The sequence below is a fragment of the Streptomyces sp. NPDC059355 genome (assembly GCF_042752335.1).
In the GTDB taxonomy this organism is placed as follows: domain Bacteria; phylum Actinomycetota; class Actinomycetes; order Streptomycetales; family Streptomycetaceae; genus Streptomyces.
Window position 1 is genome coordinate 71174 of sequence record NZ_JBHYXN010000023.1, and the last position, 21860, is coordinate 93033.

At 72.7% G+C, this 21860-nt stretch carries 20 protein-coding genes; 12 read left to right on the forward strand and 8 right to left on the reverse strand.

Annotation, left to right across the window (positions count from 1 at the left end):
* The first annotated feature begins 57 nt into the window (after nt 1-57).
* Nucleotides 58-2127: a phosphocholine-specific phospholipase C gene (locus ACFXGI_RS22255; RefSeq protein WP_384709313.1), complete on the forward strand. Its 2070-nt coding sequence runs from the start codon at nt 58-60 to the stop codon at nt 2125-2127.
* A gap of 179 nt (nt 2128-2306) precedes the next feature.
* Nucleotides 2307-2738 carry a VOC family protein gene (locus ACFXGI_RS22260; protein WP_384709316.1) on the forward strand — a complete coding sequence of 144 codons (432 nt, stop codon included), beginning with the start codon at nt 2307-2309 and terminating at the stop codon, nt 2736-2738.
* A gap of 53 nt (nt 2739-2791) precedes the next feature.
* Here ACFXGI_RS22260 and ACFXGI_RS22265 read toward each other — a convergent pair whose 3' ends face one another.
* The 5 genes from ACFXGI_RS22265 to ACFXGI_RS22285 all read right to left on the reverse strand — a co-directional run bounded on the left by ACFXGI_RS22265 (nt 2792) and on the right by ACFXGI_RS22285 (nt 6221).
* Nucleotides 2792-3283 carry an NUDIX hydrolase gene (locus ACFXGI_RS22265; protein ID WP_384709319.1) on the reverse strand — a complete coding sequence of 164 codons (492 nt, stop codon included), beginning with the start codon at nt 3281-3283 and terminating at the stop codon, nt 2792-2794.
* Nucleotides 3280-3612 carry a MazG-like family protein gene (locus ACFXGI_RS22270; RefSeq protein WP_384709322.1) on the reverse strand — a complete coding sequence of 111 codons (333 nt, stop codon included), beginning with the start codon at nt 3610-3612 and terminating at the stop codon, nt 3280-3282. Before ACFXGI_RS22270 ends, ACFXGI_RS22265 begins: the two co-directional genes overlap by 4 nt.
* A 103-nt stretch (nt 3613-3715) precedes the next feature.
* Entirely contained in the window at nt 3716-4318 is a 603-nt protein-coding gene (locus ACFXGI_RS22275) for a hypothetical protein (RefSeq protein WP_384709325.1), read from the reverse strand.
* 195 nt (nt 4319-4513) lie between these two features.
* Nucleotides 4514-5197 carry a hypothetical protein gene (locus tag ACFXGI_RS22280; RefSeq protein ID WP_384709328.1) on the reverse strand — a complete coding sequence of 228 codons (684 nt, stop codon included), beginning with the start codon at nt 5195-5197 and terminating at the stop codon, nt 4514-4516.
* A gap of 121 nt (nt 5198-5318) precedes the next feature.
* Nucleotides 5319-6221, reverse strand: a complete 903-nt coding sequence (locus ACFXGI_RS22285; protein ID WP_384709331.1) for an alpha/beta fold hydrolase — start codon at nt 6219-6221, stop codon at nt 5319-5321.
* A 601-nt stretch (nt 6222-6822) separates the two neighbouring features.
* Here ACFXGI_RS22285 and ACFXGI_RS22290 point away from each other — a divergent pair.
* The 4 genes from ACFXGI_RS22290 (at nt 6823) to ACFXGI_RS22305 (ending at nt 13037) form a co-directional block, all read left to right on the forward strand.
* Complete coding sequence (locus ACFXGI_RS22290) at nt 6823-8703, forward strand: protein kinase (protein WP_384709334.1); 1881 nt, start codon at nt 6823-6825, stop codon at nt 8701-8703.
* Between the two features lie 226 nt (nt 8704-8929).
* The gene (locus ACFXGI_RS22295) at nt 8930-11038 is read left to right on the forward strand and encodes a PIG-L family deacetylase (protein ID WP_384709337.1); all 2109 of its coding nucleotides are present in this window, start codon (nt 8930-8932) and stop codon (nt 11036-11038) included.
* Nucleotides 11039-11205: 167 nt separating this feature from the next.
* Nucleotides 11206-12039 carry a class I SAM-dependent methyltransferase gene (locus tag ACFXGI_RS22300; protein ID WP_384709340.1) on the forward strand — a complete coding sequence of 278 codons (834 nt, stop codon included), beginning with the start codon at nt 11206-11208 and terminating at the stop codon, nt 12037-12039.
* A gap of 221 nt (nt 12040-12260) precedes the next feature.
* Entirely contained in the window at nt 12261-13037 is a 777-nt protein-coding gene (locus ACFXGI_RS22305) for a polysaccharide deacetylase family protein (RefSeq protein ID WP_384709343.1), read from the forward strand.
* Nucleotides 13038-13045: 8 nt separating this feature from the next.
* On the opposite strand, the gene ACFXGI_RS22310 is transcribed toward ACFXGI_RS22305, so the two are convergent.
* Nucleotides 13046-13669 carry a TetR/AcrR family transcriptional regulator gene (locus ACFXGI_RS22310; protein ID WP_384709346.1) on the reverse strand — a complete coding sequence of 208 codons (624 nt, stop codon included), beginning with the start codon at nt 13667-13669 and terminating at the stop codon, nt 13046-13048.
* Between the two features lie 100 nt (nt 13670-13769).
* On the opposite strand from ACFXGI_RS22310, the gene ACFXGI_RS22315 reads away from it, so the two are divergent.
* Nucleotides 13770-14813 carry an aldo/keto reductase gene (locus ACFXGI_RS22315; RefSeq protein WP_384709349.1) on the forward strand — a complete coding sequence of 348 codons (1044 nt, stop codon included), beginning with the start codon at nt 13770-13772 and terminating at the stop codon, nt 14811-14813.
* A 13-nt stretch (nt 14814-14826) separates the two neighbouring features.
* Here the strand turns inward: ACFXGI_RS22315 and ACFXGI_RS22320 are convergent, their stop codons facing one another.
* Nucleotides 14827-15495, reverse strand: a complete 669-nt coding sequence (locus tag ACFXGI_RS22320) for a TetR/AcrR family transcriptional regulator (RefSeq protein ID WP_384709352.1) — start codon at nt 15493-15495, stop codon at nt 14827-14829.
* A gap of 61 nt (nt 15496-15556) precedes the next feature.
* Between ACFXGI_RS22320 and ACFXGI_RS22325 the strand changes: the two genes are divergently transcribed.
* Together ACFXGI_RS22325 and ACFXGI_RS22330 are read left to right on the forward strand one after the other, a co-directional pair.
* On the forward strand, nt 15557-17203 hold the full coding sequence (locus tag ACFXGI_RS22325; RefSeq protein ID WP_384709355.1) for an FAD-binding oxidoreductase: 1647 nt from the start codon (nt 15557-15559) through the stop codon (nt 17201-17203).
* A 144-nt stretch (nt 17204-17347) separates the two neighbouring features.
* Nucleotides 17348-17716: a PRC-barrel domain-containing protein gene (locus ACFXGI_RS22330; RefSeq protein WP_384709358.1), complete on the forward strand. Its 369-nt coding sequence runs from the start codon at nt 17348-17350 to the stop codon at nt 17714-17716.
* Nucleotides 17717-17810: 94 nt separating this feature from the next.
* On the opposite strand, the gene ACFXGI_RS22335 is transcribed toward ACFXGI_RS22330, so the two are convergent.
* On the reverse strand, nt 17811-18077 hold the full coding sequence (locus ACFXGI_RS22335; protein ID WP_384709361.1) for a protealysin inhibitor emfourin: 267 nt from the start codon (nt 18075-18077) through the stop codon (nt 17811-17813).
* Between the two features lie 318 nt (nt 18078-18395).
* Between ACFXGI_RS22335 and ACFXGI_RS22340 the strand changes: the two genes are divergently transcribed.
* The 3 genes from ACFXGI_RS22340 to ACFXGI_RS22350 all read left to right on the forward strand — a co-directional run bounded on the left by ACFXGI_RS22340 (nt 18396) and on the right by ACFXGI_RS22350 (nt 21795).
* A complete protein-coding gene (locus ACFXGI_RS22340) occupies nt 18396-18854 on the forward strand; it encodes a VanZ family protein (RefSeq protein ID WP_384709364.1) in 459 nt (152 codons plus the stop codon).
* A gap of 167 nt (nt 18855-19021) precedes the next feature.
* Nucleotides 19022-21655: a class III lanthionine synthetase LanKC gene (gene lanKC / locus ACFXGI_RS22345; protein WP_384709367.1), complete on the forward strand. Its 2634-nt coding sequence runs from the start codon at nt 19022-19024 to the stop codon at nt 21653-21655.
* Nucleotides 21652-21795, forward strand: coding sequence for a SapB/AmfS family lanthipeptide (locus ACFXGI_RS22350; RefSeq protein ID WP_030162116.1), 144 nt, complete (start codon nt 21652-21654; stop codon nt 21793-21795). The genes lanKC and ACFXGI_RS22350 overlap by 4 nt, the downstream gene beginning before the upstream one ends.
* The last annotated feature ends 65 nt before the right edge of the window (nt 21796-21860 follow it).

Below are 21860 nucleotides of genomic sequence, written 5' to 3' on the forward strand. Positions count from 1 at the left end.
ACGCTGTTCTGGGTGCGCTCCAGCACTCCTCGATCAAAAGCAGAGGTCACTCTCGCCATGGCAGAACTGAACCGCCGCCGTTTCCTCCAGCTCACCGGCGGCGCCGCCGCCCTGACCCTGCTCAACGAGAGCATCGCGCGCGCCGCCGCCATCCCCGCGCAGGGGACGACGGGGACCATCGCCGATGTCGAGCACGTCGTGGTCCTGATGCAGGAGAATCGTTCCTTCGACCACTACTTCGGTGCCCTCCGCGGCATCCGTGGCTTCGGAGACCCGCGTCCGGTGACCCTGCCCAGCGGCAAGTCCGTCTGGCACCAGACCGACAACGGCGGCAAGGAGACGCTGCCGTTCCGGCCGCCGTCCGACGACCTCGGCATGGAGTACCTCCAGGGCCTCAACCACGACTGGGCGGGCGGCCAGAGCGCCTTCAACAAGGGCAAGTACGACAACTGGGTGCCCGCCAAGACGCCGGCCACCATGGCCCACCTGACGCGCGAGGACATCCCGTTCCACTACGCGCTCGCCGACACGTTCACGATCTGCGACGCGTACCACTGCTCGTTCATCGGCTCGACCGACCCCAACCGCTACTACCTCTGGTCGGGCCACACCGGCAACGACGGCAAGGGCGGCGGCCCGGTCCTCAACAACGCCGAGGCCGGCTACGGCTGGACCACGTACCCGGAGCGCCTGGAGGCGGCCGGCGTCTCCTGGAAGGTCTACCAGGACGTCGGCGACGGCCTCGACGCCGCCGGTTCCTGGGGCTGGATCAACGACGCCTTCCGGGGCAACTACGGCGACAACTCGCTGCTCTACTTCAACAACTACCGGGGCGCCCAGCCCGGCAACCCGCTGTACGAGAAGGCCCGCACCGGCACCGACGCCCGGACCGGCGAGGGCTACTTCGACAAGCTGCGCGCCGACGTCACCGCCGGCACCCTGCCCCAGGTCTCCTGGATCGCCGCCCCCGAGGCGTTCAGCGAGCACTCCAACTGGCCCGCCAATTTCGGCGCCTGGTACATCGCGCAGGTGCTGGACGCGCTGACGTCCAACCCCGACGTGTGGGCCCGTACCGCGCTGTTCATCACGTACGACGAGAACGACGGCTTCTTCGACCACGTCGTCCCGCCGTACGCGCCCGCCAATGCCAACCAGGGCCTGTCGACCGTCTCCACCACGCTGGACGTCTTCCCCGGCAAGGCCGGCTATGTCGCCGGCCCGTACGGCCTGGGCCCCCGCGTGCCGATGCTCGTCGTCTCGCCGTGGAGCACCGGTGGCTACTCCTGCTCCGAGACCTTCGACCACACCTCGGTCATCCGCTTCATGGAGAAGCGCTTCGGCGTGCAGGAGCCCAACATCTCGCCTTGGCGCCGTGCCGTCTGCGGTGACCTGACCTCCGCGTTCGACTTCGCCCGTACCGACACCGGCGCGGTCAAGCTGCCCGACACCGGTCTCTGGGAGCCGCAGGACCGCGAGCGCCACCCGAACTTCCTGGCCACCCCGCCGGCCGTGGGGACCATGCCGCGCCAGGAGAAGGGCCTGTGCAACACCCGTCCGCTGAAGTACGCCCCGTACGTGGACGGCGCCGCGCTCAGCGGCGAGGGCAAGTTCCGGCTGACGTTCAGCGGCGGCGCGGACCTGGGCGCACAGTTCTACATCACCTCCGCCAACCGGACCGACGCGCCGTGGACGTACACCACCGAGGCCGGCAAGTCGATCTCGGACACCTGGAACACCGTCTACTCGGCGGGCGTCACCGACCTGACGGTCCACGGCCCCAACGGCTTCCTCCGCGGCTTCCGCAACCCCGGCACCACCCCCGGCCCCGAGGCCACGGCCCGCCACAATGCCACCACGGGGAACCTGGACCTCACGCTCACCAACGCCGGAGCGTCGACCGCGACGCTCACGGTCACCAATGCCTACGGCGGTGGACCGAAGCGCCTCACGGTCGCCAAGGGCGCCACCGTCACGTACAGCGTTCCGCTGCGGAGCACGCGGCGCTGGTACGACGTGACGGTCACCGCGTCCGAGTTCCCGGACTTCGGCCGCCGCTTCGCCGGCAAGGTAGAGACCGGCGCGGCCGGCCTCTCGGACCCGGGCATCCTGACGGAGCAGGGCTCCTGACCGGTCGGTCCTGCCGACGACGGGCCGGTTCCGGCTGACGGACCGGTCCTGCCGGCGGGCCGGTCCGGCCGATCCGGATCGACCGCGAGCGGCCCCGCGCCACGGAACCCTCCGCGGAGCGGGGCCGCTCGCGGTACGCCTCCGGGCACGGCCCTGCCCGGGCCCGCTACGGTGGCGCGATGGAACAGCGGATCAGCCTGGTCACCCTGGGTGTCGCGGACCTCGCCCGTGCCAAAACCTTCTACGCGGCGCTCGGATGGCGCGGCACCGAGGTCGAGGAGACGGTCTTCCACCAGGCGGGCGGCATCGCCCTGGTGCTGTGGGACCGCCGCAAACTCGCCGCGGACTGCGGCCTTCCCGACGCCCCGCGGGCCGGGTTCGGCGGTATCGCGCTGGCCCACAACGTGCGTACGGACGCCGAAGTCGACACCGTCCTCGACGCAGCCGCCATGGCCGGCGGCACTGTCACCCGCCCCGCCGCCCTCAACGCGATCGGCTTCTACTCGGGCGTCTTCACGGACCCCGACGGCCACGCCTGGGAAGTCGCCCACAACCCCGGCTTCACCCTGGCCGAGGACGGCTCCCTGGTCCTGCCCGACTTCGGCGGCTAGCGCCTGTCCCACGGATCGGACCGGATCCGGCCGGCGCGTGATCCGGGCCGCGGTCACAGTGGGCTCCCCTCACGCAGGTAGACCGCGGTGCCGGGCCGGGCGGCGGCGTAGAGGGCGGTCAGCGTCCGCAGACAAAAGGTGAGCGGAGTGTCCCGCAGCTCGTCGAGGTGCTTGAAGGCGTGGCGGTCGTGCTCGGGGCTCAGCCGGACGGGCCGGTCACCGGTGTGGACGCCGCCGTGGAAGTAGTAGTCGATCACCGGGCCGGTGCCCTCGACGTCGACGCGGTGGTCCGTGCCGATCAGCCGCGGTACGTCGGCCAGGTCGACCCCGGTCTCCTCGCTCATCTCCCGCCGTGCGGCTGCCCACGGGTCCTCGCCGTGGTCGAGCATCCCGCCCGGCAGCCACCACCGGCCCGCGACCGGCTGGCCGGGGCCGTAACGGAGAAGAAGGACGCGGCCGTCGGGATCCAGCAACAGGACGCATGAGGCCACGACCGTCCGGGGAAGGGTCTTGATCCACTCCTCGCGGGGAATCCACATGCTCATGCCTCCCGGGTGGCCAGGGTGCGGGCAGCGGTCTTCTCCAGGTGCGCGGTGAACATCGCGGCAGGGTCGGCGACACCGAGCCGGTGGAGGGCGACCATCGCCGTCACCAGGACGTCGCACACCTCCGCCTCCACGTCCTGCCACGAGTGGGACAGGCCCTTGCGGGGGTTGGTGCCGGTGGCGCCGATGACGGCCTGCGCGGCCTCGCCGAACTCCTCCCCGATCTTGAGTACTTGCAGTACCCGGCGCTGTTCGGCGGGGAGATGGGCGGCGGCCTCGTCGAAGAAGGCGGCAAGCTCTCCGGTGACGGCCCAGGCGTTCTTCTCCACGATGGTTCCCCTTCGTCCGGCTGCTGTCCGTTCGCGGTCCTGCTCCTGTGAACGAACGGGACGGCGTTCGGATGCCCCGTTCGGCGGGGCCGCCCGCGGCCGCCTACCGGACCAGTGCGAACGTACCGGCCGCGACGGCCCAGCCCACCGCGGCGCCCGCGAGGACCTGGGCGAGGGTGTGGTCCTTGAGCTCGATCCGTGACCAGCCGACGACGGCGACCAGGGGGTACGCGAGGAGCATCCGGGGCCCGTACGCCATGGCGAGCAGGGCGACGCTCCCGGAGGAGACGGCGGCATGCACGCTGATCTTCCAGGCGGGGGTCACGGCGAGGAGCGCCACGACGGTGGCCAGCATGGCCGAGATCAGCGCGACCATGCTTCGGGGGGCGCCGAAGGCCGACAGCAGCGTGATGCCGGTGGCGACCGACACGGTGACGAAGCTCATCACGATGATGCGCTGCCGCCTCGGGCCGACGTGCCGGTCGGCCCAGCGACCGCTGCGTATGCCGTACTTGATGAAGGCCAGGGGTATCACGGCGGCGAACAGGCAGCCGATGAGGCCCCATCCGATCCCGGGCAGGCGGCCGGTGTGCCAGCCGATGAGTACGGTGTCGGCGATGATCCACGTCTTCGGGTCGAGTCCATCGGTGATCAGGCGCGCGGCCCGGGACTCGTCCGGCCGGCTGGTCGCGATCGCGGTCGTCACGTCGTGGCCTCCTGGCCGGTCGTGGTGGGAAGCCGCCGGCCACGGGGGAGCGGTGGCAGGTCCGGGGGAACCGGATGATCCTCTCAACCCCGGCAGCGCGGCGGAGATCGTCAATTCCGTCGGCCCAGGCCCAGGCCGAGGCCCGCCCAGGCCCGCCCAGGCCCAGGCCCGGCTCCGCGGCGACCGCGGGGCCGGTCAGTCCGCGGTGTCGTCCGGCTCCTCGTCCGCCTTCCGGTCCGCGCCGCGTTTCCGCTCGTCCTCCCGGGCCGCCCAGGCGGCCGAGTCGATCCGCGAGGCGTATCCCTCCTCCGGCTCCGCCGCGTCCAGATGCACCGCCCACGCCCACAGGACGACCGCCGCCAGCAAGAAGCCGACCGCCGTGGCCAGGACCGCGTCGACCTCGTCGGACTGGGATTCCGCGTCCGTCCCGAAGAAGGCGGGCGGACCGCTGACGATCATGCTCACCCACCAGGCGAGGGCCCCGTTGAACGCGACGAGGGCCACCCAGTACAGGATCTGCACGGCCCTCGCCGGCCAGCTGTGCATCGTCCGCAGCAGGAGCAGGCGCCGCAGCCTCCCCGGTCCTCCCCGGTGCCGGCGCGCCGCGGCCTCGAAGCTGCGCACCGATGCGTAGCACTCGTCGAGCCAGTGGCCGGGCTCCGGGTCGGGGGCGCCGGTCGGCGCCAGTTTCTTGGCCTCGATCCAGCCGGTGATGAACTGGACCTCCATCTGCGCCTTCTCCAGCCTCCTGCGGTAGTGGTGGTCGGCGCTCCGCGCCTCGCGCCGGTCCCTGAAGACGAGGCTGATCCCGCCCACCACGCCGGTGATCACGGGGACGAAGAACGGGGCGAACGACACCAGTGAATCCAGATCGGGCACCGGCCACACCTCCTCGTCCGATCCGGCCTCGGCTGGGGCCGCTCCACCAGCCTGGCATCCGTCGAGGAAGCGCCGACCGCTCCGCGCGGCCGTTCGGGTGGTCGCCCGGCCTCCGCGCGCTTCAGCCGGCCGTCCGGTCCGCCTCGGTGCGGTGCACGAGTGCGGCGATGCGGGTGGCGAGCTCGGGCCACAGCTCCCGTGGGAGGCTGTGGCCCATCCCGTCCAGGACCACCAGTTCGGCACCGGGGACGGCGGCGGCCGTGGCGTGGCCGCCGCCGGCATCGCACAGGATGTCGCAGGCCCCGTGCAGCACCAGCGTGGGCACCCGCAGCGCCCGCAGCCGTTCGGTACGGTCGCCCGTCGCCACGACCGCGAGGCCCTGGCGCTGCATGCCCAGGGCGTCGTACCCCCGGTCGAAGACCCGTCCGGCCCGCTCGGCCGCGGCGGCCTCGTCGAACTCGAACCCCGGTGACGCCGCGAGCTTCAGGGCGCGCACCTGCCAATCGACGAAGGAATCCCGGTCCTCGGGCGGCCCTCCCAGCTCGGCGAAGACCGAGAAATCGGCCTCGCCCACACCCGGCTCACCCGTCGTGGACATCATCGACGTCAGCGAGCGCACCCGGTCGGGATGCTCGATCGCGACCATCTGGGCGATCATCCCGCCCATCGAGGAGCCGACGAGGTGTGCGTCGCTGAGGCCGAGCGCGTCGAGCAGGCCGACCGTGTCGGCCGCCATGTCGGAGAGCGTGTAGGACGCCGTCGAGAGGTCGCCGGCCAGCGCCGCCGCGAAATCCGGGACGGGTGCGTCAGGGAAGTGCGTCGACCGGCCGCTGTCGCGGGTGTCGAACCGGATCACTTGCAGGCCGCGGTCGACCAGGGCCCGGCAGAACCCCTCCGGCCAATTGATCATCTGCGCACCGGCCCCCATGACCAGCAGGACCGGCGGCGCATCGGGTGCGCCGAACCGCTCGTAGGCGATCTCGATTCCGGACGGGCCGACATCCCGGGCTTTGAGTTCTGGCATGGCCAAGACGCTAGCCGTCGGGCCTCGCCAAGGGGGCCGGGGAGGCGTGACGGCATGGGCGAATGGAGATTCCCGGCCCTTCGGCGCGTCGTCGCATGCTGATCAGCGCGCTCTCCGTGGTGGCGGCGGCTCCTGCGGCCCAGGTGGCTTGGCGAGAAGGGCGAGCTCGGCCCCGGTGTGCTCTCCGAACTGCGGATGATCGACGAGGTCTTCGAAGAGATGACCCGAGATATGCAAGGGGACAGGTGGACGAGGGCTGTCTTGTCCACCGACGCGGGTTGGGCCCGCGCCCGGCATCTGGCGCGAGCAGTGCCGGCGGCGGAAGGGGAGAGCGGCCCGCCCCTGCCGGAGATCCGCGTCATCCGATGAAGACGGACGAGCGGGGTGGCGCCCGCCCGTGCCGGAAGCCTGCGTGAACGCCGAGTCCCGTGGACGCGCGGGCGCGGAATTTCCACACGATCCGTCAAGGACCCTCACCCGGGCGCGGGTACGGTGACCGGCGATGGGGACGAGCCACGAAGTTGGGTACCCTCTCGCTTGGCTTCGGGGCTTCAGCGGGGCTTCAGCGAGCTGAACTGCCGTGACACGGGATGGATTTTTCATGAGCGCACCTTCCGCCGACCTTTTCCAGCCGCTCCGGCCCGAAGACCCGGCCACGGTGGGCGGTTACCGGCTGAGCGCCGTGCTGGGCGCGGGCGGCATGGGCAAGGTGTACCTCTCCTACACCCCGGGCGGCCGGCCCATCGCCCTCAAGGTGATCCGGCCCGAGTTCAGCGAGGACCCCGAGTTCCGGCGCCGCTTCCAGCAGGAAGTACGGGCGGCGCAGCGCGTGCAGGGCCTCTACACCGCGCCGGTCATCGACTTCGATACCGAGGGCACCCAGCCCTGGCTCGCCACGGCCTACGTACCGGGCCCGTCCCTCGCGCACGCCGTGGCCCAGCACGGACGGCTGCCGCTGCGCAGCGTGTTGCTGCTGGCCGTCGGGGTCGCCGAGGCGCTGCACGTCATCCACGGCGCGGGCATCGTCCACCGTGACCTGAAGCCCGCGAACGTACTCCTCGCCGCCGACGGTCCCCGCGTGATCGACTTCGGTATCGCCCGCGCGGCGGACGCCACTTCCCTCACCGGCAGCGGCGTCAGCGTCGGCACGCCGGCCTTCATGGCGCCCGAGCAGGCCTCCGCCGGTACGGTCACCGACCGCACGGACATCTTCGCCCTCGGCCAGATCGTGGCGTACGCGGCGATCGGCGCGCCCGCATACGGGGAAGGGTCCTCGCACGCCGTGCTCTACCGCATCGTGCACGAGGACCCCGACCTCAGCGCGCTGCCGGACGAGCTGCGGCCCCTGGTGACGCGGTGCCTCAGCCGTGACCCGGCGGACCGGCCCGCCCTGGCCGAGGTCATCCAGATGTGCCACGGCCTCTCTCCGGTCCCGCTCCGCCAGGGCGAGGACTGGCTGCCCCAGGCGGTCGCCGGTTCCATCACCGAGCGCCTGCAGCTGCCCGAACCGGCGAAGACCCCGCCGCCACAGCCCGCCGTGGCCCCGACGCCGACCGAGGTCTCCCCGCAGCCTCCGGCGCAGGGCGCGCCCCCGTACCCGCCGACCGGTCTCGGCGTGGCCGCCGCGCCGACGCAGAACGCGCCCGCCGTGCCGACGCACGCACCGGCAGGTCCCGCCGCTCCGGGCATGCCGCCCGGTTATCAGACGCCGCCGCCCGGCTACCAGACGCCGCCGCCCGGCTACCAGGCCCACCCCGTTCACCAGACGCCGGCGCCCGGCTATCTGACGCCGCCGCCCGGCTACCAGACCCACCCCGGCCATCAGGCGCCGGCGCCCGGATTCCACCCCGGCTGCCCGCCCCCGGCGCCGCAGCGCAAGTCGAAGGCGCCGGTCATCGCCGGGGTCGTCGTGGCAGCGCTGATCGGCCTCGTGGTCCTCGGTTCCCTGCTGCCGGACAACTCCGGCGACAAGGCCAAGGGCGGCTCGTCCTCCGCCGGTGGAAGCGCGAGCAGCGGGACCCCCGGCGGCTCCCAGGACAAGGGCGGCAAGCGCGCCGATCCGACCCCGGCCTCGTACAAGGGCGTCAACCTGACGGCCAACTACCAGCTCATGCTGGCCGACAACCCGCCGCGCCCGGGCACCGGCGGCAACGCCGGCGTGCTGTACAACCACGGAGACCTCTACTTCTTTCTGGACACCCTCTTCGGGGACACGAAGGTCGGGACCGACAACGGCAAGCTGGTCGTGCTGAACAACACGCAGAAGGGTTCGCTGGAGACCTGCCGCGCCGAGACCCGCTACACCGAGAAGATCGGCCTCGACCAGCTCACGGACGGGTCGGAGATCTGCGTGCTCAGTGATGCCGGCCACATCGCGGTGGCGACGTACCGAGGCCGGTCTGGGGCGAACGACCCGAGCACCTACATCACGCTCGACCTCACGGTCTGGCGAAACGCCGAGGAGCCGAAGAAGGGGAGCTGAGGCGCAGCGGTCCGGTCCGGCCTGGTCCGCTACTCGGCAAAATGGGCAAATCGCCTATTTCTGTCATTTAACCCAGTCGCTACCATATGCCGTTTGAGGGTGTGTCAGTCGCAAACGTGCGGGGCATAATCGGGCCCGGTCGTCTCCGGAAGCAATGGAGCCATCGGGACACCGGCCGACCTCCCGGTCGGCTTCCCGCACCGGACCGATCCCCAAGGCGCCTTACATGTCCCTGGCCAGCCGCACCCGCCTCGCGGCGCTGCTCGCAGCGGTCTCCGTCGGTGTGGCCGGCGTCACGACGTGGGCCTACGGATACGGGAGCGAGCGGCCGCCGGCGGCCGCCGAGGAGTTCTTCAAGCCGAGCGTGACCGAGGGCTCCGCCCTCCAGGTCGTCGCGCACCCCGACGACGACCTGTTCTTCATGAACCCCGACCTGAGCCGCTCCATATCGACGGGCATCAAGGTCACCACCGTCTACCTGACCTCGGGCGAGTCCGACGGCCGGAACGAGGCCCACAGCCCGCACCTGGACGACGCCGCGGGCCCCGCCGACCGCGCCGCCTACGCGGAGGCCCGGCAGAACGGCATCCGGGGCGCCTATGCGCAGATGGCCACCGGTGACCGCACCAGCACCTGGCAGCGGAAGTCCATACCCACGGCCGGCGGGGGCAGCGCCGAGGTGGACGTGCTCGTCGCCAGGCCCGAGGTCAACCTGGTGTGGATGCAGCTCCGCGAGGCCCGCAGCATCTCCGGGGACAATCCGGACAGCCTGCGCGGCCTGTGGGACGGCCGGATACCCGCCCTGGGCTCCCAGCTCACCTCCGGGACACCGGTCGAGCGGCCTTTCTCGTACTCGAAGGACCAGGCCGTCGCCGCGATCGCGGACGTGTTCGCGCTGTACAAGCCGACCACGATACGGACGCAGGACCCGACCCCCGGCAAGTCGGACAGCGGCGTCTTCCTCGACCACCAGGACCACATGTACGGCGCCCGCTTCGTCCAGGCCGCCGCGGCGCGCTACGCGCAGACCGAGGGCCGGCCGCACTTCTCCGTCCAGAACTACGTGAGCTACCCGAACAGCGCGCTGCCGCCGACGCTCGACCCGCAGGCCGCCGAAGAGAAGCTCGGCTACCTCAAGACCTACGCCTGGATGGATCACGACGACTGGTGCGGCAGCCCCGCCGGCTGCGGTGACCGCAAGACCGCGACCAGGCCCACCGGCGCCGGATGGAACCAGACGATCCGCTACAGCCGGGGCGACGGCACCTCGTGGATGACCGAGGGTGTCTCCGGACGGCTGTGGGCCTTCGCCGTGCTGGACGGGCGGATGGCGTACTGGTCGCGCAGCGGCCCGAAGGCCCCCTGGGAAGGCCCCCGGTTCCTTCCCGGCGCCGGCATCGACGCCGGGGCGTCCGCGGTCCGGCTCCCGGACGGCAGGATCGCGGTGTTCGCCACCCGCACCACTCTCGGTACGGCACCCCAGGACTACGGCCGCGAGATCGTGTACGCCGAACAGGGCGCGCCCGACGGTGCGTTCGGCTCCTGGGAATCACTGGGAACCCCGGACACCGTGGACCGGTCCGGCACCTCCGCGATCAGCGGTCCGGCCGTCGCCGTGGACCCGGCGGGCCGGATGACGGTGTACGTGCGCGACTCCCGGCGCACCCTGCGCGCCCGGACCCAGGAGGCCCCGGACGACGGGTTCGGCGCATGGCAGGCCCTGGGCGGCTCCGGCCTCCTGGGTGATCCGGTCACCGCGACCGACGGATCGGGGCGGCGGTACGTGTACGCGGCGACGACAGGATCCGTCGTGGCCTGGGTCCAGCCGGCGCCGGGCGCCCCGACGACGGGCTCCTTCGCGACCGGACTGCCGCAGACGACGGGCGTGCTCTCGGTGCGCCCGGAGGGCGACGGGGTCCGCCTGTTCTTCCGCCGGCCCGGCGCGGGCACCGTCGGTACGAGCCTGGCGACCATGGACGGGGCCGCGCCGGAGCTCTCCCCGGTCGCCGAGGCCGGCGGTCCGGGCGGCTACGGCGGCGTGGGCATCGCGGGCCCGCTGCTCGCGGGCCGTACGGGCTCGGGCACGGTCGGCGTGGCGGGCGCGGACGGCCCGCAGTCCTGGCAGGAGTCCCAGATGCTGTACACGGGCGCACCGGCGGGCGTGACCGACCGGGCCGGTACGACCGTCGCGGCGGCCCTCGGCCTGGACGCCGATCTGCACATCGTCACGACGCTCCCGCCCGCCCGCCCCGAGCCGGCCGGTGACCGGCTCCCCACCCCGTGGCACCGCGCGGTCCAGCCCCCGATGCTCGCCCGGGCGGCCGACGCGGGTTGAGCCGCCTGCGCGAGCCCGGCCCCGCACGCACTCCGGGAGCCGGCCCCGCACGCATCACGCGCCACTCCCGGCCCGTGGACGGGCGGGTCCTCTGTCGGGGCGGGAGCCCAGGCGCCACACTGGGGGGCTCGGGGCGGAGCGCCCCGTCACGAGGAGGTGGTGGGGCGGTGTCGGGGACCTCTGCAGAGCAGCCCGCGCCGGTCGTGCGTCCCGAGGTCTGGGAGACGTACGGGCCGGCTGATCTCAGCGCCGTGCCGGTGTTCGCCGGAGGGTTCATCAACTTCGGCTACTGGCAGGCGGTCGATCTCGAACGGCCGCTGTCCCAGGGCGACCGGATCCGCAGCGAGCAGGACCTCTACCGGCACGTACTCGACGCGGTCGGTCCCGAGGGCGCCCGGGCCGTGGAGATCGGCTGCGGTCTCGGCCTCGGGTGCGCCCTCGCCCTGGAGGAGTACGGGCCCGCGGAGATGACCGGGGTGGACATCCATCCCCAGCAGCTCCGGCGGGCCCGCGAGGCGAACTCCCTCCTCCTCGAAGCCCGGCCGCCCCGGCTGCGCTTCGTGCTCGGGGCGGCGGAGAGCCTGCCGCTCGGCGACGCCGAGTTCGACTGCCTCTACAGCGTCGAGGCGGCCCAGCACTTCCCTGACCTGCCCGCGTTCGCCCGCGAGGCCGCGCGGGTCCTGCGCCCCGGCGGGCGGGTGGCGGTCGCCAGCTTCTTCAGCGTCGAGGGTGCGCCCGCGCCGGCGGAGCGGCTCGCCGGACTGCTCGACTCGTTCGCCAGCGGCCTGGACATCGCCCGGCCCGTCTCGGGGCTCGACGAAGCGTTGGCGGGCGCCGGTTTCACCGATGTGCGGATCACCTCGATCGGTCCGCAGGTCTGGCCCGGCTGGGACCGCTGGCTCGCGAGGCTCTGGGCGCCGGGCACTTGGCCCAGGAACTTCCTGGCCGCCTGGGAGCAGCAGATCCTGGACTACTACCTGGTCACCGCCACCCGCCCGTAGCCCGTCCCCACACCCCCGCGACGGGCAGGCCCCCCCGGGCCGGACGTGGCGGATATCACGTCCGGCCCCGCCCGGGGGATCAGGCGGGGCCTGCGGCCCGGTTCGAAGGCCCGAGGGAGGGACAAATGGGCCGATAGGGGGAGATGGACCCCCTCGCGCGTGACCTACCCTGGATCGGAATCGCCAATTCCGGGGGCCGAGCGCAAAGGTAGAGCGCGTCCATGGGCATCACCACCAGTTCCGCGCGTCGTCGACGGGCGGTTCCCGCCGTGGCGGGGGCCGTCCTCGCCCTTCTGGCGACCATGGCCACCCCGGCCTTCGCCGCCACGGACGGTTCGGCGGGCCGGTCCGCGGTCGACTCCGAGCCGGCCCACGGCGCCACCGGGATCCCGCTCGGGATCTCCCGGCTGGCCCAGGGCCCGGGCCGTGACGTCGCCATCACCATCGACGACGGCCCGGACCCCCGCTGGACGCCCCAGGTCCTCAAGGTGCTGAGGCAGAACCACGTCAAAGCCACCTTCTGCATGATCGGCACCAGGGCGCAGAAGTACCCGGACCTGGTGCGCGCGATCGCGGCCGACGGCCACCAGCTGTGCGACCACACCGTCGACCACGACGTGACGATGGACCACAAGCCCGTCGCCTACCAGCGGCAGCAGATACTCGACGGCAAGGCCATGATCGAGAAGGCCGTTCCGGGCGTCGCCGTCAACTACTACCGCGCGCCGGGCGGTGCCTTCACCCCCGACAGCCGTGCGATAGCCGCCGCGAGCGGGATGCGGCCGCTGGGCTGGAGCGTCGACCCCAGGGACTGGAGCCGTCCGGGCCTGCCCGCGATCGTCGCCGCCGTGGAGGGCAAGGTGCCCCGGCAGCCGACCGTCCTGTTCCACGACGGCGGCGGCGACCGCAGCGAGACGGTCGCGGCGCTCAAGGAGTACCTGCCCTGGCTCGCCGCGCAGGGCTACGCCTTCACGTTCCCGGCCCGCACCGCCCCGTAGGACACCCTCTAAGGCTCCCGTACGTACGCCCCCGCTCGCGCGGCCACGGCCGCGGCCGTCGCGGCGCGATCGGCATCGGCCGTGCCGAGCGGGAGGGCGGTGGTCAGGAGGCGGTAGTAGAGCGGAGCGGACGTCGCGCGGATCACCTCCTGCGCGTCGGTGCCGTCGGGTACCTCACCGCGGGCGGCGGCCTGCTCCACGCAGGGTGCCCATTCGTCGACGCGGGCGGAGTAGAAGCCGTACAGGGCCTCCGCAGCCTTCGGGTCGGAGCCGGCCGCGGCGATCACCGCCCTGAACAGGGCGCCCTGGCGGGGATCGGCGAGCGTGCGCTGCACCAGTCGGGCGTTGGCCGTCAGGTCTCCGAGGAGTGAACCCGTCTCCGTGCGCGGTACGGACTGCTGCGCCATGTCCAGCAGCAGGTCGGCCACGAGGCCGGTGACCGTGCCCCAGCGGCGGTAGACGGTCGTCTTCCCGACCTCCGCGCGGCGCGCGATGTCGGCGAGGTCGAGACGGGCGAAGCCCTGCTCGGCCAGGACCTCCGCGGTGGCGTCCAGTACGGCCGCGCGCACCCGCGCCGTACGCCCTCCGGGCCGGGCGGTCCCCGGGTCGGGCGTGGCTTCCGTGAACTCCATAACGGGACTCCAGTTCCATTAACTGTCTCGCGTTGCTACGCTGAAGGCATCTTAACGGAACCACGGCCCCATTAACTGGGTGCGTGAGAGGGGATTCGTCATGGAGTACAGGCGACTGGGTGCGTCCGGGCTTCAGGTTCCGGCGCTCAGCTTCGGCGCCGGCACCTTCGGCGGACGGGGGCCGCTCTTCGGGGCCTGGGGCAATACGGGCGTGGCGGAAGCGCGCCGCCTCGTGGACATCTGCATCGACGCCGGCGTCACCATGTTCGACACCGCCGACGTCTACTCCGACGGAGCGTCGGAGGAGGTGCTGGGAGCCGCCCTCAAGGGCCGCCGCGACCAGGTGCTCATCTCCACCAAGGCCGGCCTGCCCACGAGCGACGCCCCCGGCGACGCGGGCACCTCGCGATCGCGCCTGATCGCGTCCGTCGACAAGGCGCTGCGCCGCCTCGACACGGACTACATCGACCTCTTCCAACTGCATGCCTTCGATGCCGGCACCCCGGTGGAGGAGGCGGTCTCCGCCCTCGACGACCTGGTCCGGGCCGGGAAGATCCGCCACCTCGGCATCTCGAACTTCTCCGGCTGGCAGGCGATGAAATCCCTCGCCACCGCCGACCGCCGCGGCCGCGAGCGCTACGTCGCCCACCAGGTCTACTACTCCCTCATCGGCCGCGACTACGAATGGGAGCTGATGCCGCTCGGGCTCGACCAGGGGCTCGGCGCGATCGTCTGGAGTCCCCTCGGCTGGGGCCGGCTCACCGGCAAGGTCCGCCGGGGCCGGCCGCTGCCCGCCGGCAGCAGGCTGCACGACACCGCCGAGTTCGCGCCGCCGGTGGAGGACGGGCACCTCTACCGCGTGGTCGACGCCCTCGACGAGGTCGCCCGGGAAACCGGCAGGGCGATCCCGCAGATCGCCCTGCGCTGGCTGTTGCAGCGGCCGACCGTGTCCTCCGTCATCATCGGTGCGCGGAGCGAGGAGCAACTGCGCCAGAATCTCGGGGCCGTGGGCTGGACGCTCACCGCCGAACAGATGGCGAAGCTCGACGAGGCCGGCGCCCGCCCGGCCCCCTACCCCTACTTCCCGTACCACCGCCAGCCGGGCTTCGCCCGCCTCAACCCCCCGCTGGTCCCGTCGCGTTGATCGCGGCGCGAGGTCAGGCGGTGCGGATGGCCGTGAGGAGGCGGGCGCAGCGGGCGCTCATGTCCTGGGCGGACAGGTCGGGGTGGGCGATCCACCAGCCCATGAGGGAGCTGACGGTGCCGGTCCACACGTGCTTGAGGGCGTCGGCGTCGAGGGGGTTCTCGTTGCCGTGGCCGCTCAGCAGCGCCGCGGTGCCCGACGCGGCGAGCCCGTCGATGGCCTCACGGTGCCGCTGGGCGGCGAGGCGCAGTGCGGAGCCGGGCGGCAAGGTCCTGTCGTAGAGGACGAACCAGGCGTGACGCCGGTCTTCGAGGGCCGTGAAGAGACCGGTGAGGACGGAGTGGGGGAGCTGCTCCCCGGCGGGTGAGGCCGGTCCGCCGGCCATCGCCGCGTCGATGGCGGCGATGACGCGGGCGGCGATGTGCTCTAGGCAGGCGAGGTAGAGCCCGTCCTTGGAGTCGAAGTAGGCGTAGAGCATCGGCTTCGTCACGCCCACCCGCCCGGCGATCGCGGCCATCGAGGCGGACGCGTGCCCGTGCCGGCCGAACTCCTCCATCGCGGCGGCGAGGATCTGCTCCTCGCGTTCGGCGCGCGGTACGCCCTTCGTCCCCGCCGGTCTGCCCCGGCGCCTGCCCGGGGGTGGCGAGGCGTTCGGTGCGGTGCCGGTGCTTGTGGAGTCCATGCGGCGAACTATACGGTGAAGTAAATTACCAAGCGGTAAATTACCGAAGGGTTATATGGCCATGGCCGAGACCGTGCTTCCCGCCGCCCCTCTCGCCCCGTCCCGGCCCCGCCGCTCCTGGTGGGGCTGGGGCACCGAAGACAAGGCTTTGTCCGACGCCGAGTGCGTCGCCCTCGGCGCACTGGTCCCCGGTGCCGCCGACACCCCGCTGCCGGTGCCCGGCGTCCGGTCCCTCGATCTGCCGAAGGCCCGCGTCACCCCGCCGTCCTCCCTGGCCCACCTGATGTCCGACACCCCGCCGGACCGGGCCTCGCACACGTACGGGAAGGCCTACCGCGATGTCGTACGGGCCCTGCGGGGCGAACTCGGGGCGGCTCCGGACCAGGTCGCCTTCCCCCGCAGTGAGCAGGACGTCGTGGACGTACTGGACTGGGCCGAGGGCGCGGACGTGGTCGTCGTGCCCTACGGAGCGGGCAGTTCGGTGGTCGGGGGAGTGGAGTACCGCGGGGAGCGGCGGCGGGCCGTGGTATCCCTCGACCTCGCCGGCCTCGACCGCGTGCTCGACATCGACACCGTCAGCCGGGCGGCACGGATCCAGGCGGGCGTGCTCGGACCCGACCTCGAAGCACAGCTGCGGCCGCACGGCCTGACCCTGCGCCACTTTCCGCAGAGCTTCGAGTTCTCCACCCTCGGCGGCTGGCTGGCGACCCGGGCCGGTGGCCACTACGCCACGCTCCTCACCCACATCGACGACCTGACCGAGTCCTTGCGCGTGGTCACCCCGGTCGGCGTCAACGAGTCGCTGCGCGTGCCCGGTTCGGGCGCGGGACCCTCCCCCGACCGGCTGTTCCTGGGATCGGAGGGCACGCTCGGCGTGATCACCGAGGCATGGATGCGGCTCCAGGACCGGCCCCGCCACAAGGCGTCCGCCTCGGTCCTGTTCGAGGACTTCAAGGCCGCGGCCGGCGCGGTACGCGCCATCGCGCAGTCGGGCCTGCACCCGGCCAACTGCCGGCTGCTCGATCCGGGCGAGGCGGCGCTTTCGGGGGTGGCCGGCGGCGGCCGCAGCGTACTCGTCCTCGGGGTGGAGTCCGCGCACTTCCCCGTCGCCGACCGGCTCGCCGAACTGGTCGCCCTGGCGCGGGACCACGGTGGTTCACCGACCGGGACCACCCGGCCCGCGGCCGGTGACCCCGCCGGTGATCCCGCAGGCGACTCCGCGGCCGGCGCGTGGCGCTCCGCGTTCCTGCGCATGCCGTACCTGCGCGACGGACTCGCGCGGATGAGCGTGATCAGCGAGACCTTCGAAACGGCCTGCACCTGGGACCGTGCCGATGCCCTGTACGAGGCCGTGCACCGGGACCTGGGCGCCGTCGTACGCAAGGTCACCGGTGCCGAGGGGTTGATCAACTGCCGTTTCACCCACGTCTACCCCGACGGCCCCGCCCCCTACTTCACCGTCATAGCCCCGGCGAGGCGCGGCTCGGAGGTCGCGATGTGGGACGAGATCAAGTCCGCCGCGATGGACGTGCTCGGCGCGCACGGGGCGACCGTCACCCACCACCACGCCGTCGGCCGCGACCACCGGCCCGGATACGACCGGCAGCGCCCGGAGCCGTTCGCCCGGGCGCTGCGGGCCGCGAAGCACGCGCTCGACCCGGCGGGGATCCTCAACCCCGGAGTGCTCTTCGACGGGGAGCGGGGCTGAGCGGACGGTGCACGCGCCGCGCCGGCGGCGGACCGCCACCTCAGGCCGCGGATTCACCGAGTCGGATCTCCGGGTGTGAGACGGGAGGTGAGGGGCAGGCGCGCCGTGACGAGAGCCGACCCGACCACCCCGGAGGGGATTTTCATGACGGAGAACGTGTGGGGATATCGCGAGACCTCGGGCCGTCTGCAGGGCGTCGACCTGACGGGATTCAAGGTGGAGGCCGCCGACGGCGGTATCGGCAAGGTGGACCGGCACTCCGACGAGGCCGGCTCCGCGTACATCGTGGTCGACACCGGACCCTGGATCTTCGGCAAGGAGGTCCTCCTCCCGGCCGGCACCGTGTCCCGCATCGACGCGGACGACGAGAGGATCCACGTGGACCGGACGAAGGAGCAGATCAAGAACGCCCCCGAGTTCCACCGCGACAAGCACCCGCAGGACGAGGGCTACCGCGCGGACATCGGCACGTACTACGGAATCGGCGGGCCGTTCGGCGGCAGCCGGATGTGATCCGGCACGCGGAGCACGCACGGTGACTCCGGCGGGCCTCCGCAGAGCGGCTCCCCGACGCCAAGGCGTCGGGGAGCCGCGTCGTGCGCCGCGGTCAGGCGCCCTCGCCCAGGACGGTGGAGATCAGCTGCCGTTGTTCCCCGGTGAGGTACGGATCCCGCAGCTCCACCAGCTTGTCGTCGACGCGGACGACGTAGCCGAACCCGTCCGGCACGGGTTCCCGGGCCTCGGGGCATTCGCCGCTCAGGGCCCGCTCGGCCAGCCGCTCCAGCTCGGCGCCGTCGCGCCGGTACTCCGTGTCGAGGGAAGCGGTCCGTTCCCTGCCCGCGAACCCCCCGGTGCGGGTGACGGTGATCAGCATCGCGAAACCTCCTGGAATCGAGCGCCGCCCGCGGCCGGCCGGGCCGGCCGGCCCGGAAGCGCACGGGATGGACACCCTCTCGCCTGCCCCCGAATCCCCCGCATGCGCCTCCGCGCGCGGCATCGGCGGGAGATGTCCGAAACCGGTCGCCGCCGCGTGCGGGGTGGCCCGCAGGGTAGACGCGCCCGCATGACACGGTGGCATGTACGGCGGAGTACGCAGAAGCGGGCTGAGCAGGTTGAGCGGGCGGACCGGGACGTGCCGGCCGGCCGGAGGAAGCGACGGCGCCCGGCCCATCCGGCCGTCCGGGCATCGGCCATGGTGACCGCGTTCGCCGGGACCGTGCTGTTCGGTGTGGTCCTGGCCCGGCTGACGCTGGAGCCGTCCGCGGCCTCGGCGGCCCTCGTGCACGCCAACGTCCGGCCCGGCAGCTCGATCAGCGCCTACCTGCACGGGACTTCCACGGTCGAGGCGGTGCGCCAGCTGGGCGGGAACCTGCTGCTCGGCCTGCCCTTCGGTGTGCTCCTGCCCGTTCTGCTGCCCCCGGCGCGGGGCCTGCTGCGGGTCGGCGCCGTGACGGCCTGTCTGATGACGCTGGTGGAGCTCGTCCAGGGCGCCCTCGTCACCGGACGCGTCTTCGACATCGACGACGTCCTCCTCAACACGGCCGGAGCGCTCCTCGGGTACCTGCTGATCGGCCGCCGGCTCGGGCGGGCCGTCCACCCGCGCCGCCGGCACTGGTGGACCCGGCGGACCGCGGAGGCCGGTGACACCTGACCGTGGCACCCGACCTCTGACACCTGCCCCATGGCACCTGCCCCATGGCACCTGACCCGTGACTTGTGACTCATGGGTATTGCACACCCCGGCGGTGACAGGCGTGACTGTCGCGGCATCCGCCCGGCGTGACACGGTCGGGTCTGCCGCCGAACGAGGGAGCAGGTGTGAACAAGGGGTACGCCGCCTTCTGCGACGCCGACCGCTGGTTCTACGACGCGCCGTACCGGCGCGCCGGTGAGAGCTACCCGGCCGCGCTCGCCCCCGTACCGTCCGGGTGGCGCTCGCACCGCAGCGGCGACTGGCTCGCACTGCGCCCCGCCGACGCCGAACTGCCCGCGCAGGGCTGGAAGATCCACGTCTCGGCCACGCTCGACAACGCGGAAGCGCTGCTGACGGCGGTGTACGCGTACTGCACCGCCCGGCGCATCGCCTTCAAGTTCATACCGAGCCGGTACCTGCTGCACCTGCGCAACGCCAAGTACGCCGACCGCGCGGCGAGCGGCAAGTTCATCACCGTGTACCCGGCCGACGAGCAGCAGTGCCGCCGGATCGCGGAGGACCTCGACGCCGCGCTGGCCGGGGCGGCCGGCCCGTACATCCTCAGCGATCTGCGCTGGGGCGCCGGCCCGGTGTACCTGCGCTACGGCAGTTTCACCCTGAGGCACTGCTACGACGAGCACGGCGAGCTGGTCCCGGCGATCGAGGCCCCCGACGGGCGGCTCGTACCGGACCGGCGCGCACCGGTGTTCCAGCCGCCCGAGTGGCTCGAACTGCCCGACTTCCTGGAGCCGCACCTCGCGGCGCGCTCCGCGATCAACCTGACCGGCATCCCCTTCACGGTGGAGCGGGCGCTGCACTTCTCCAACGGCGGCGGCGTCTACCTGGGCAAGGACAGCCGCACCGGCGAGAGCGTGGTCCTCAAGGAGGCCCGCCCGTACGCCGGGCTCGCCGCCGACGGCGCCGACGCCGTGACCCGGCTGCACCGTGAACAGGCCGCGCTGGAAAGGCTGTCGGGCCTGGACTGCGTGCCCGCGGTGCGCGGCACCTTCACGGTCGGCGACCACCACTTCCTGGTGTTGCAGCACCTCGCCGGGAAACCGCTCAACACCTACTTCGCCCGCCGTCACCCACTGATCGAGGCGGACCCCGACCCGGCGGAGCTCGCCTCGTACACCGAGTGGGCGCTGACGATCCACCGCCGCGTCACCGAGGCCGTCGAAGCCGTGCACGCGCGCGGCGTGGTCTTCAACGACCTCCACCTCTTCAACATCATGGTGGACGAGGACGAGAGCGGTGAACCGTCCGTCGCCCTGCTGGACTTCGAAGCCGCCGCGCACGTGGACGAGGGACTGCGGCAGACCGTCGCCAACCCCGCCTTCGTCGCCCCCGCCGAGCGGCGCGGGTTCTCCGTCGACCGCTACGCCCTCGCCTGTCTGCGGCTCGCCCTGTTCCTCCCGCTGACCAGCCTGCTCGTCCTGGACCGGGGCAAGGCCGCCCATATCGCCGCCGTCGCCGCCGCGCAGTTCCCCGTACCGCGGCAGTTCCTCGACGAGGCCGTCGAGGAGATCCTGTCCGGCGCCCCGCAGGGCGCGCCGGGCGGCCGCCTGCCCGCACCGCCCGGCCCGTACCTGCCCGTCGAGCCGGGGGACTGGCCGGCCGCCCGCGCGTCGATGGCCGCGGCGATACGCGCGAGCGCCACCCCGGAGCGCGAGGACCGCTTCGTGCCGGGCGACATAGCCCAGTTCGCGACCGCGGGCGCAGGCTCCGGCTTCGGCAACGGGATCGCCGGAGTGCTCCACGCCCTCGCAGAGACCGGGGCCGAGCCCTGGCCCGAAGCCGAGGAATGGCTGCTGGAGCGGACCGGGGAACCGGACTCCGGCACCCCGCTCGGCTTCTACGACGGCCTCGCCGGCACGGCCTGGACCCTGCACCGGCTCGGACATGCGGGCCCCGCCCTCGCCCTCACCGAACGGCTGCTCCGGCAGCCCTGGCAGAGCGCGGGCCCCGACCTGCACAGCGGACTCGCCGGCATCGGCCTGGCCCTGGACGCGCTCGGCATCGCGAGCGGCGAGAGCGGGCTGCACACCGCGGCCCTGCGCTGCGCCGAGCTGCTCGCCCGGCCCGAGCAGCGGCCCGCCCGCGCCGGACTGATGTACGGGAACACCGGCCCGGCCCTGCTCTTCCTGCGGCTGTACGAACGCACCGGCGACAAGGAACTGCTGCTCCAGGCCGCCCGGTCGCTCCACCGCGACCTCGACCGCTGCGTCACCAGCGCGTTCGGCACCTTGCAGGTGAACGAGGGCTGGCGCACGATGCCGTACCTCGGCGAGGGCAGCGTCGGCATCGGCATGGTCCTCGACGACTGGCTGGAGCACGCGCCCGACGAGCGGTTCGAACAAGCCCGGCGCGAGATCGTACGGGCCGCGCAGGCGACCTTCTACGCCCAGCCCGGGCTGTTGCGCGGCGCCTCCGGGATGATCCTCCACCTGGCCCGGACCACCACGCCGGGCCCGGGCACGGAGCCCGCGGACATCGCCCGCCAGATCGAGGCGCTGGCCCGGCACGCCGTGCCCTACCAGGGCCATCTGGCCTTCCCCGGTGAGCAGATGATGCGCCTGTCCATGGACCTCGCCACGGGCACCGCCGGCGCTCTCCTCGCCCTCGGCAGCGCCGCGCCCGGCGGGCGCGCGCACCTGCCGTTCCTCCCGCCGCTGCGACGTACCGCGGCGGCCCAAGAGCCGGTCCCACCCGGGGCCGTGACCCATCGCACCACTCGACAGAAGAGGAATCTGACATGACGCTTCTCGACCTGCAGTCGATGGAGACCCCCAAGGAAGAGGTCACCGAGGGCGCGCTGCACGGCGGCGGTGGCGGCGGCAGCCGGGCCAGCCTGCTCCTCTGCGGCGACAGCAGCCTGAGCATCACGACCTGTAACTGATCCAGGTCAACTCGGGGCCCGGGCGGTTCGCCGCCCGGGCCCGCACCACACCACTGGAGGCATCC

Bases quoted from the DNA above. Each gene is read 5' to 3' on its own strand.
- ACFXGI_RS22255 (WP_384709313.1), top strand. From the start codon at position 58: ATGGCAGAACTGAACCGCCGCCGTTTCCTCCAGCTCACCGGCGGCGCC.
- ACFXGI_RS22260 (WP_384709316.1), top strand. From the start codon at position 2,307: ATGGAACAGCGGATCAGCCTGGTCACCCTGGGTGTCGCGGACCTCGCC.
- ACFXGI_RS22265 (WP_384709319.1), bottom strand. From the start codon at position 3,283: ATGAGCATGTGGATTCCCCGCGAGGAGTGGATCAAGACCCTTCCCCGG.
- ACFXGI_RS22285 (WP_384709331.1), bottom strand. From the start codon at position 6,221: ATGCCAGAACTCAAAGCCCGGGATGTCGGCCCGTCCGGAATCGAGATC.
- ACFXGI_RS22290 (WP_384709334.1), top strand. From the start codon at position 6,823: ATGAGCGCACCTTCCGCCGACCTTTTCCAGCCGCTCCGGCCCGAAGAC.
- ACFXGI_RS22295 (WP_384709337.1), top strand. From the start codon at position 8,930: ATGTCCCTGGCCAGCCGCACCCGCCTCGCGGCGCTGCTCGCAGCGGTC.
- ACFXGI_RS22305 (WP_384709343.1), top strand. From the start codon at position 12,261: ATGGGCATCACCACCAGTTCCGCGCGTCGTCGACGGGCGGTTCCCGCC.
- ACFXGI_RS22310 (WP_384709346.1), bottom strand. From the start codon at position 13,669: ATGGAGTTCACGGAAGCCACGCCCGACCCGGGGACCGCCCGGCCCGGA.
- ACFXGI_RS22315 (WP_384709349.1), top strand. From the start codon at position 13,770: ATGGAGTACAGGCGACTGGGTGCGTCCGGGCTTCAGGTTCCGGCGCTC.
- ACFXGI_RS22320 (WP_384709352.1), bottom strand. From the start codon at position 15,495: ATGGACTCCACAAGCACCGGCACCGCACCGAACGCCTCGCCACCCCCG.
- ACFXGI_RS22325 (WP_384709355.1), top strand. From the start codon at position 15,557: ATGGCCGAGACCGTGCTTCCCGCCGCCCCTCTCGCCCCGTCCCGGCCC.
- ACFXGI_RS22330 (WP_384709358.1), top strand. From the start codon at position 17,348: ATGACGGAGAACGTGTGGGGATATCGCGAGACCTCGGGCCGTCTGCAG.
- ACFXGI_RS22335 (WP_384709361.1), bottom strand. From the start codon at position 18,077: ATGCTGATCACCGTCACCCGCACCGGGGGGTTCGCGGGCAGGGAACGG.
- ACFXGI_RS22340 (WP_384709364.1), top strand. From the start codon at position 18,396: ATGGTGACCGCGTTCGCCGGGACCGTGCTGTTCGGTGTGGTCCTGGCC.
- ACFXGI_RS22350 (WP_030162116.1), top strand. From the start codon at position 21,652: ATGACGCTTCTCGACCTGCAGTCGATGGAGACCCCCAAGGAAGAGGTC.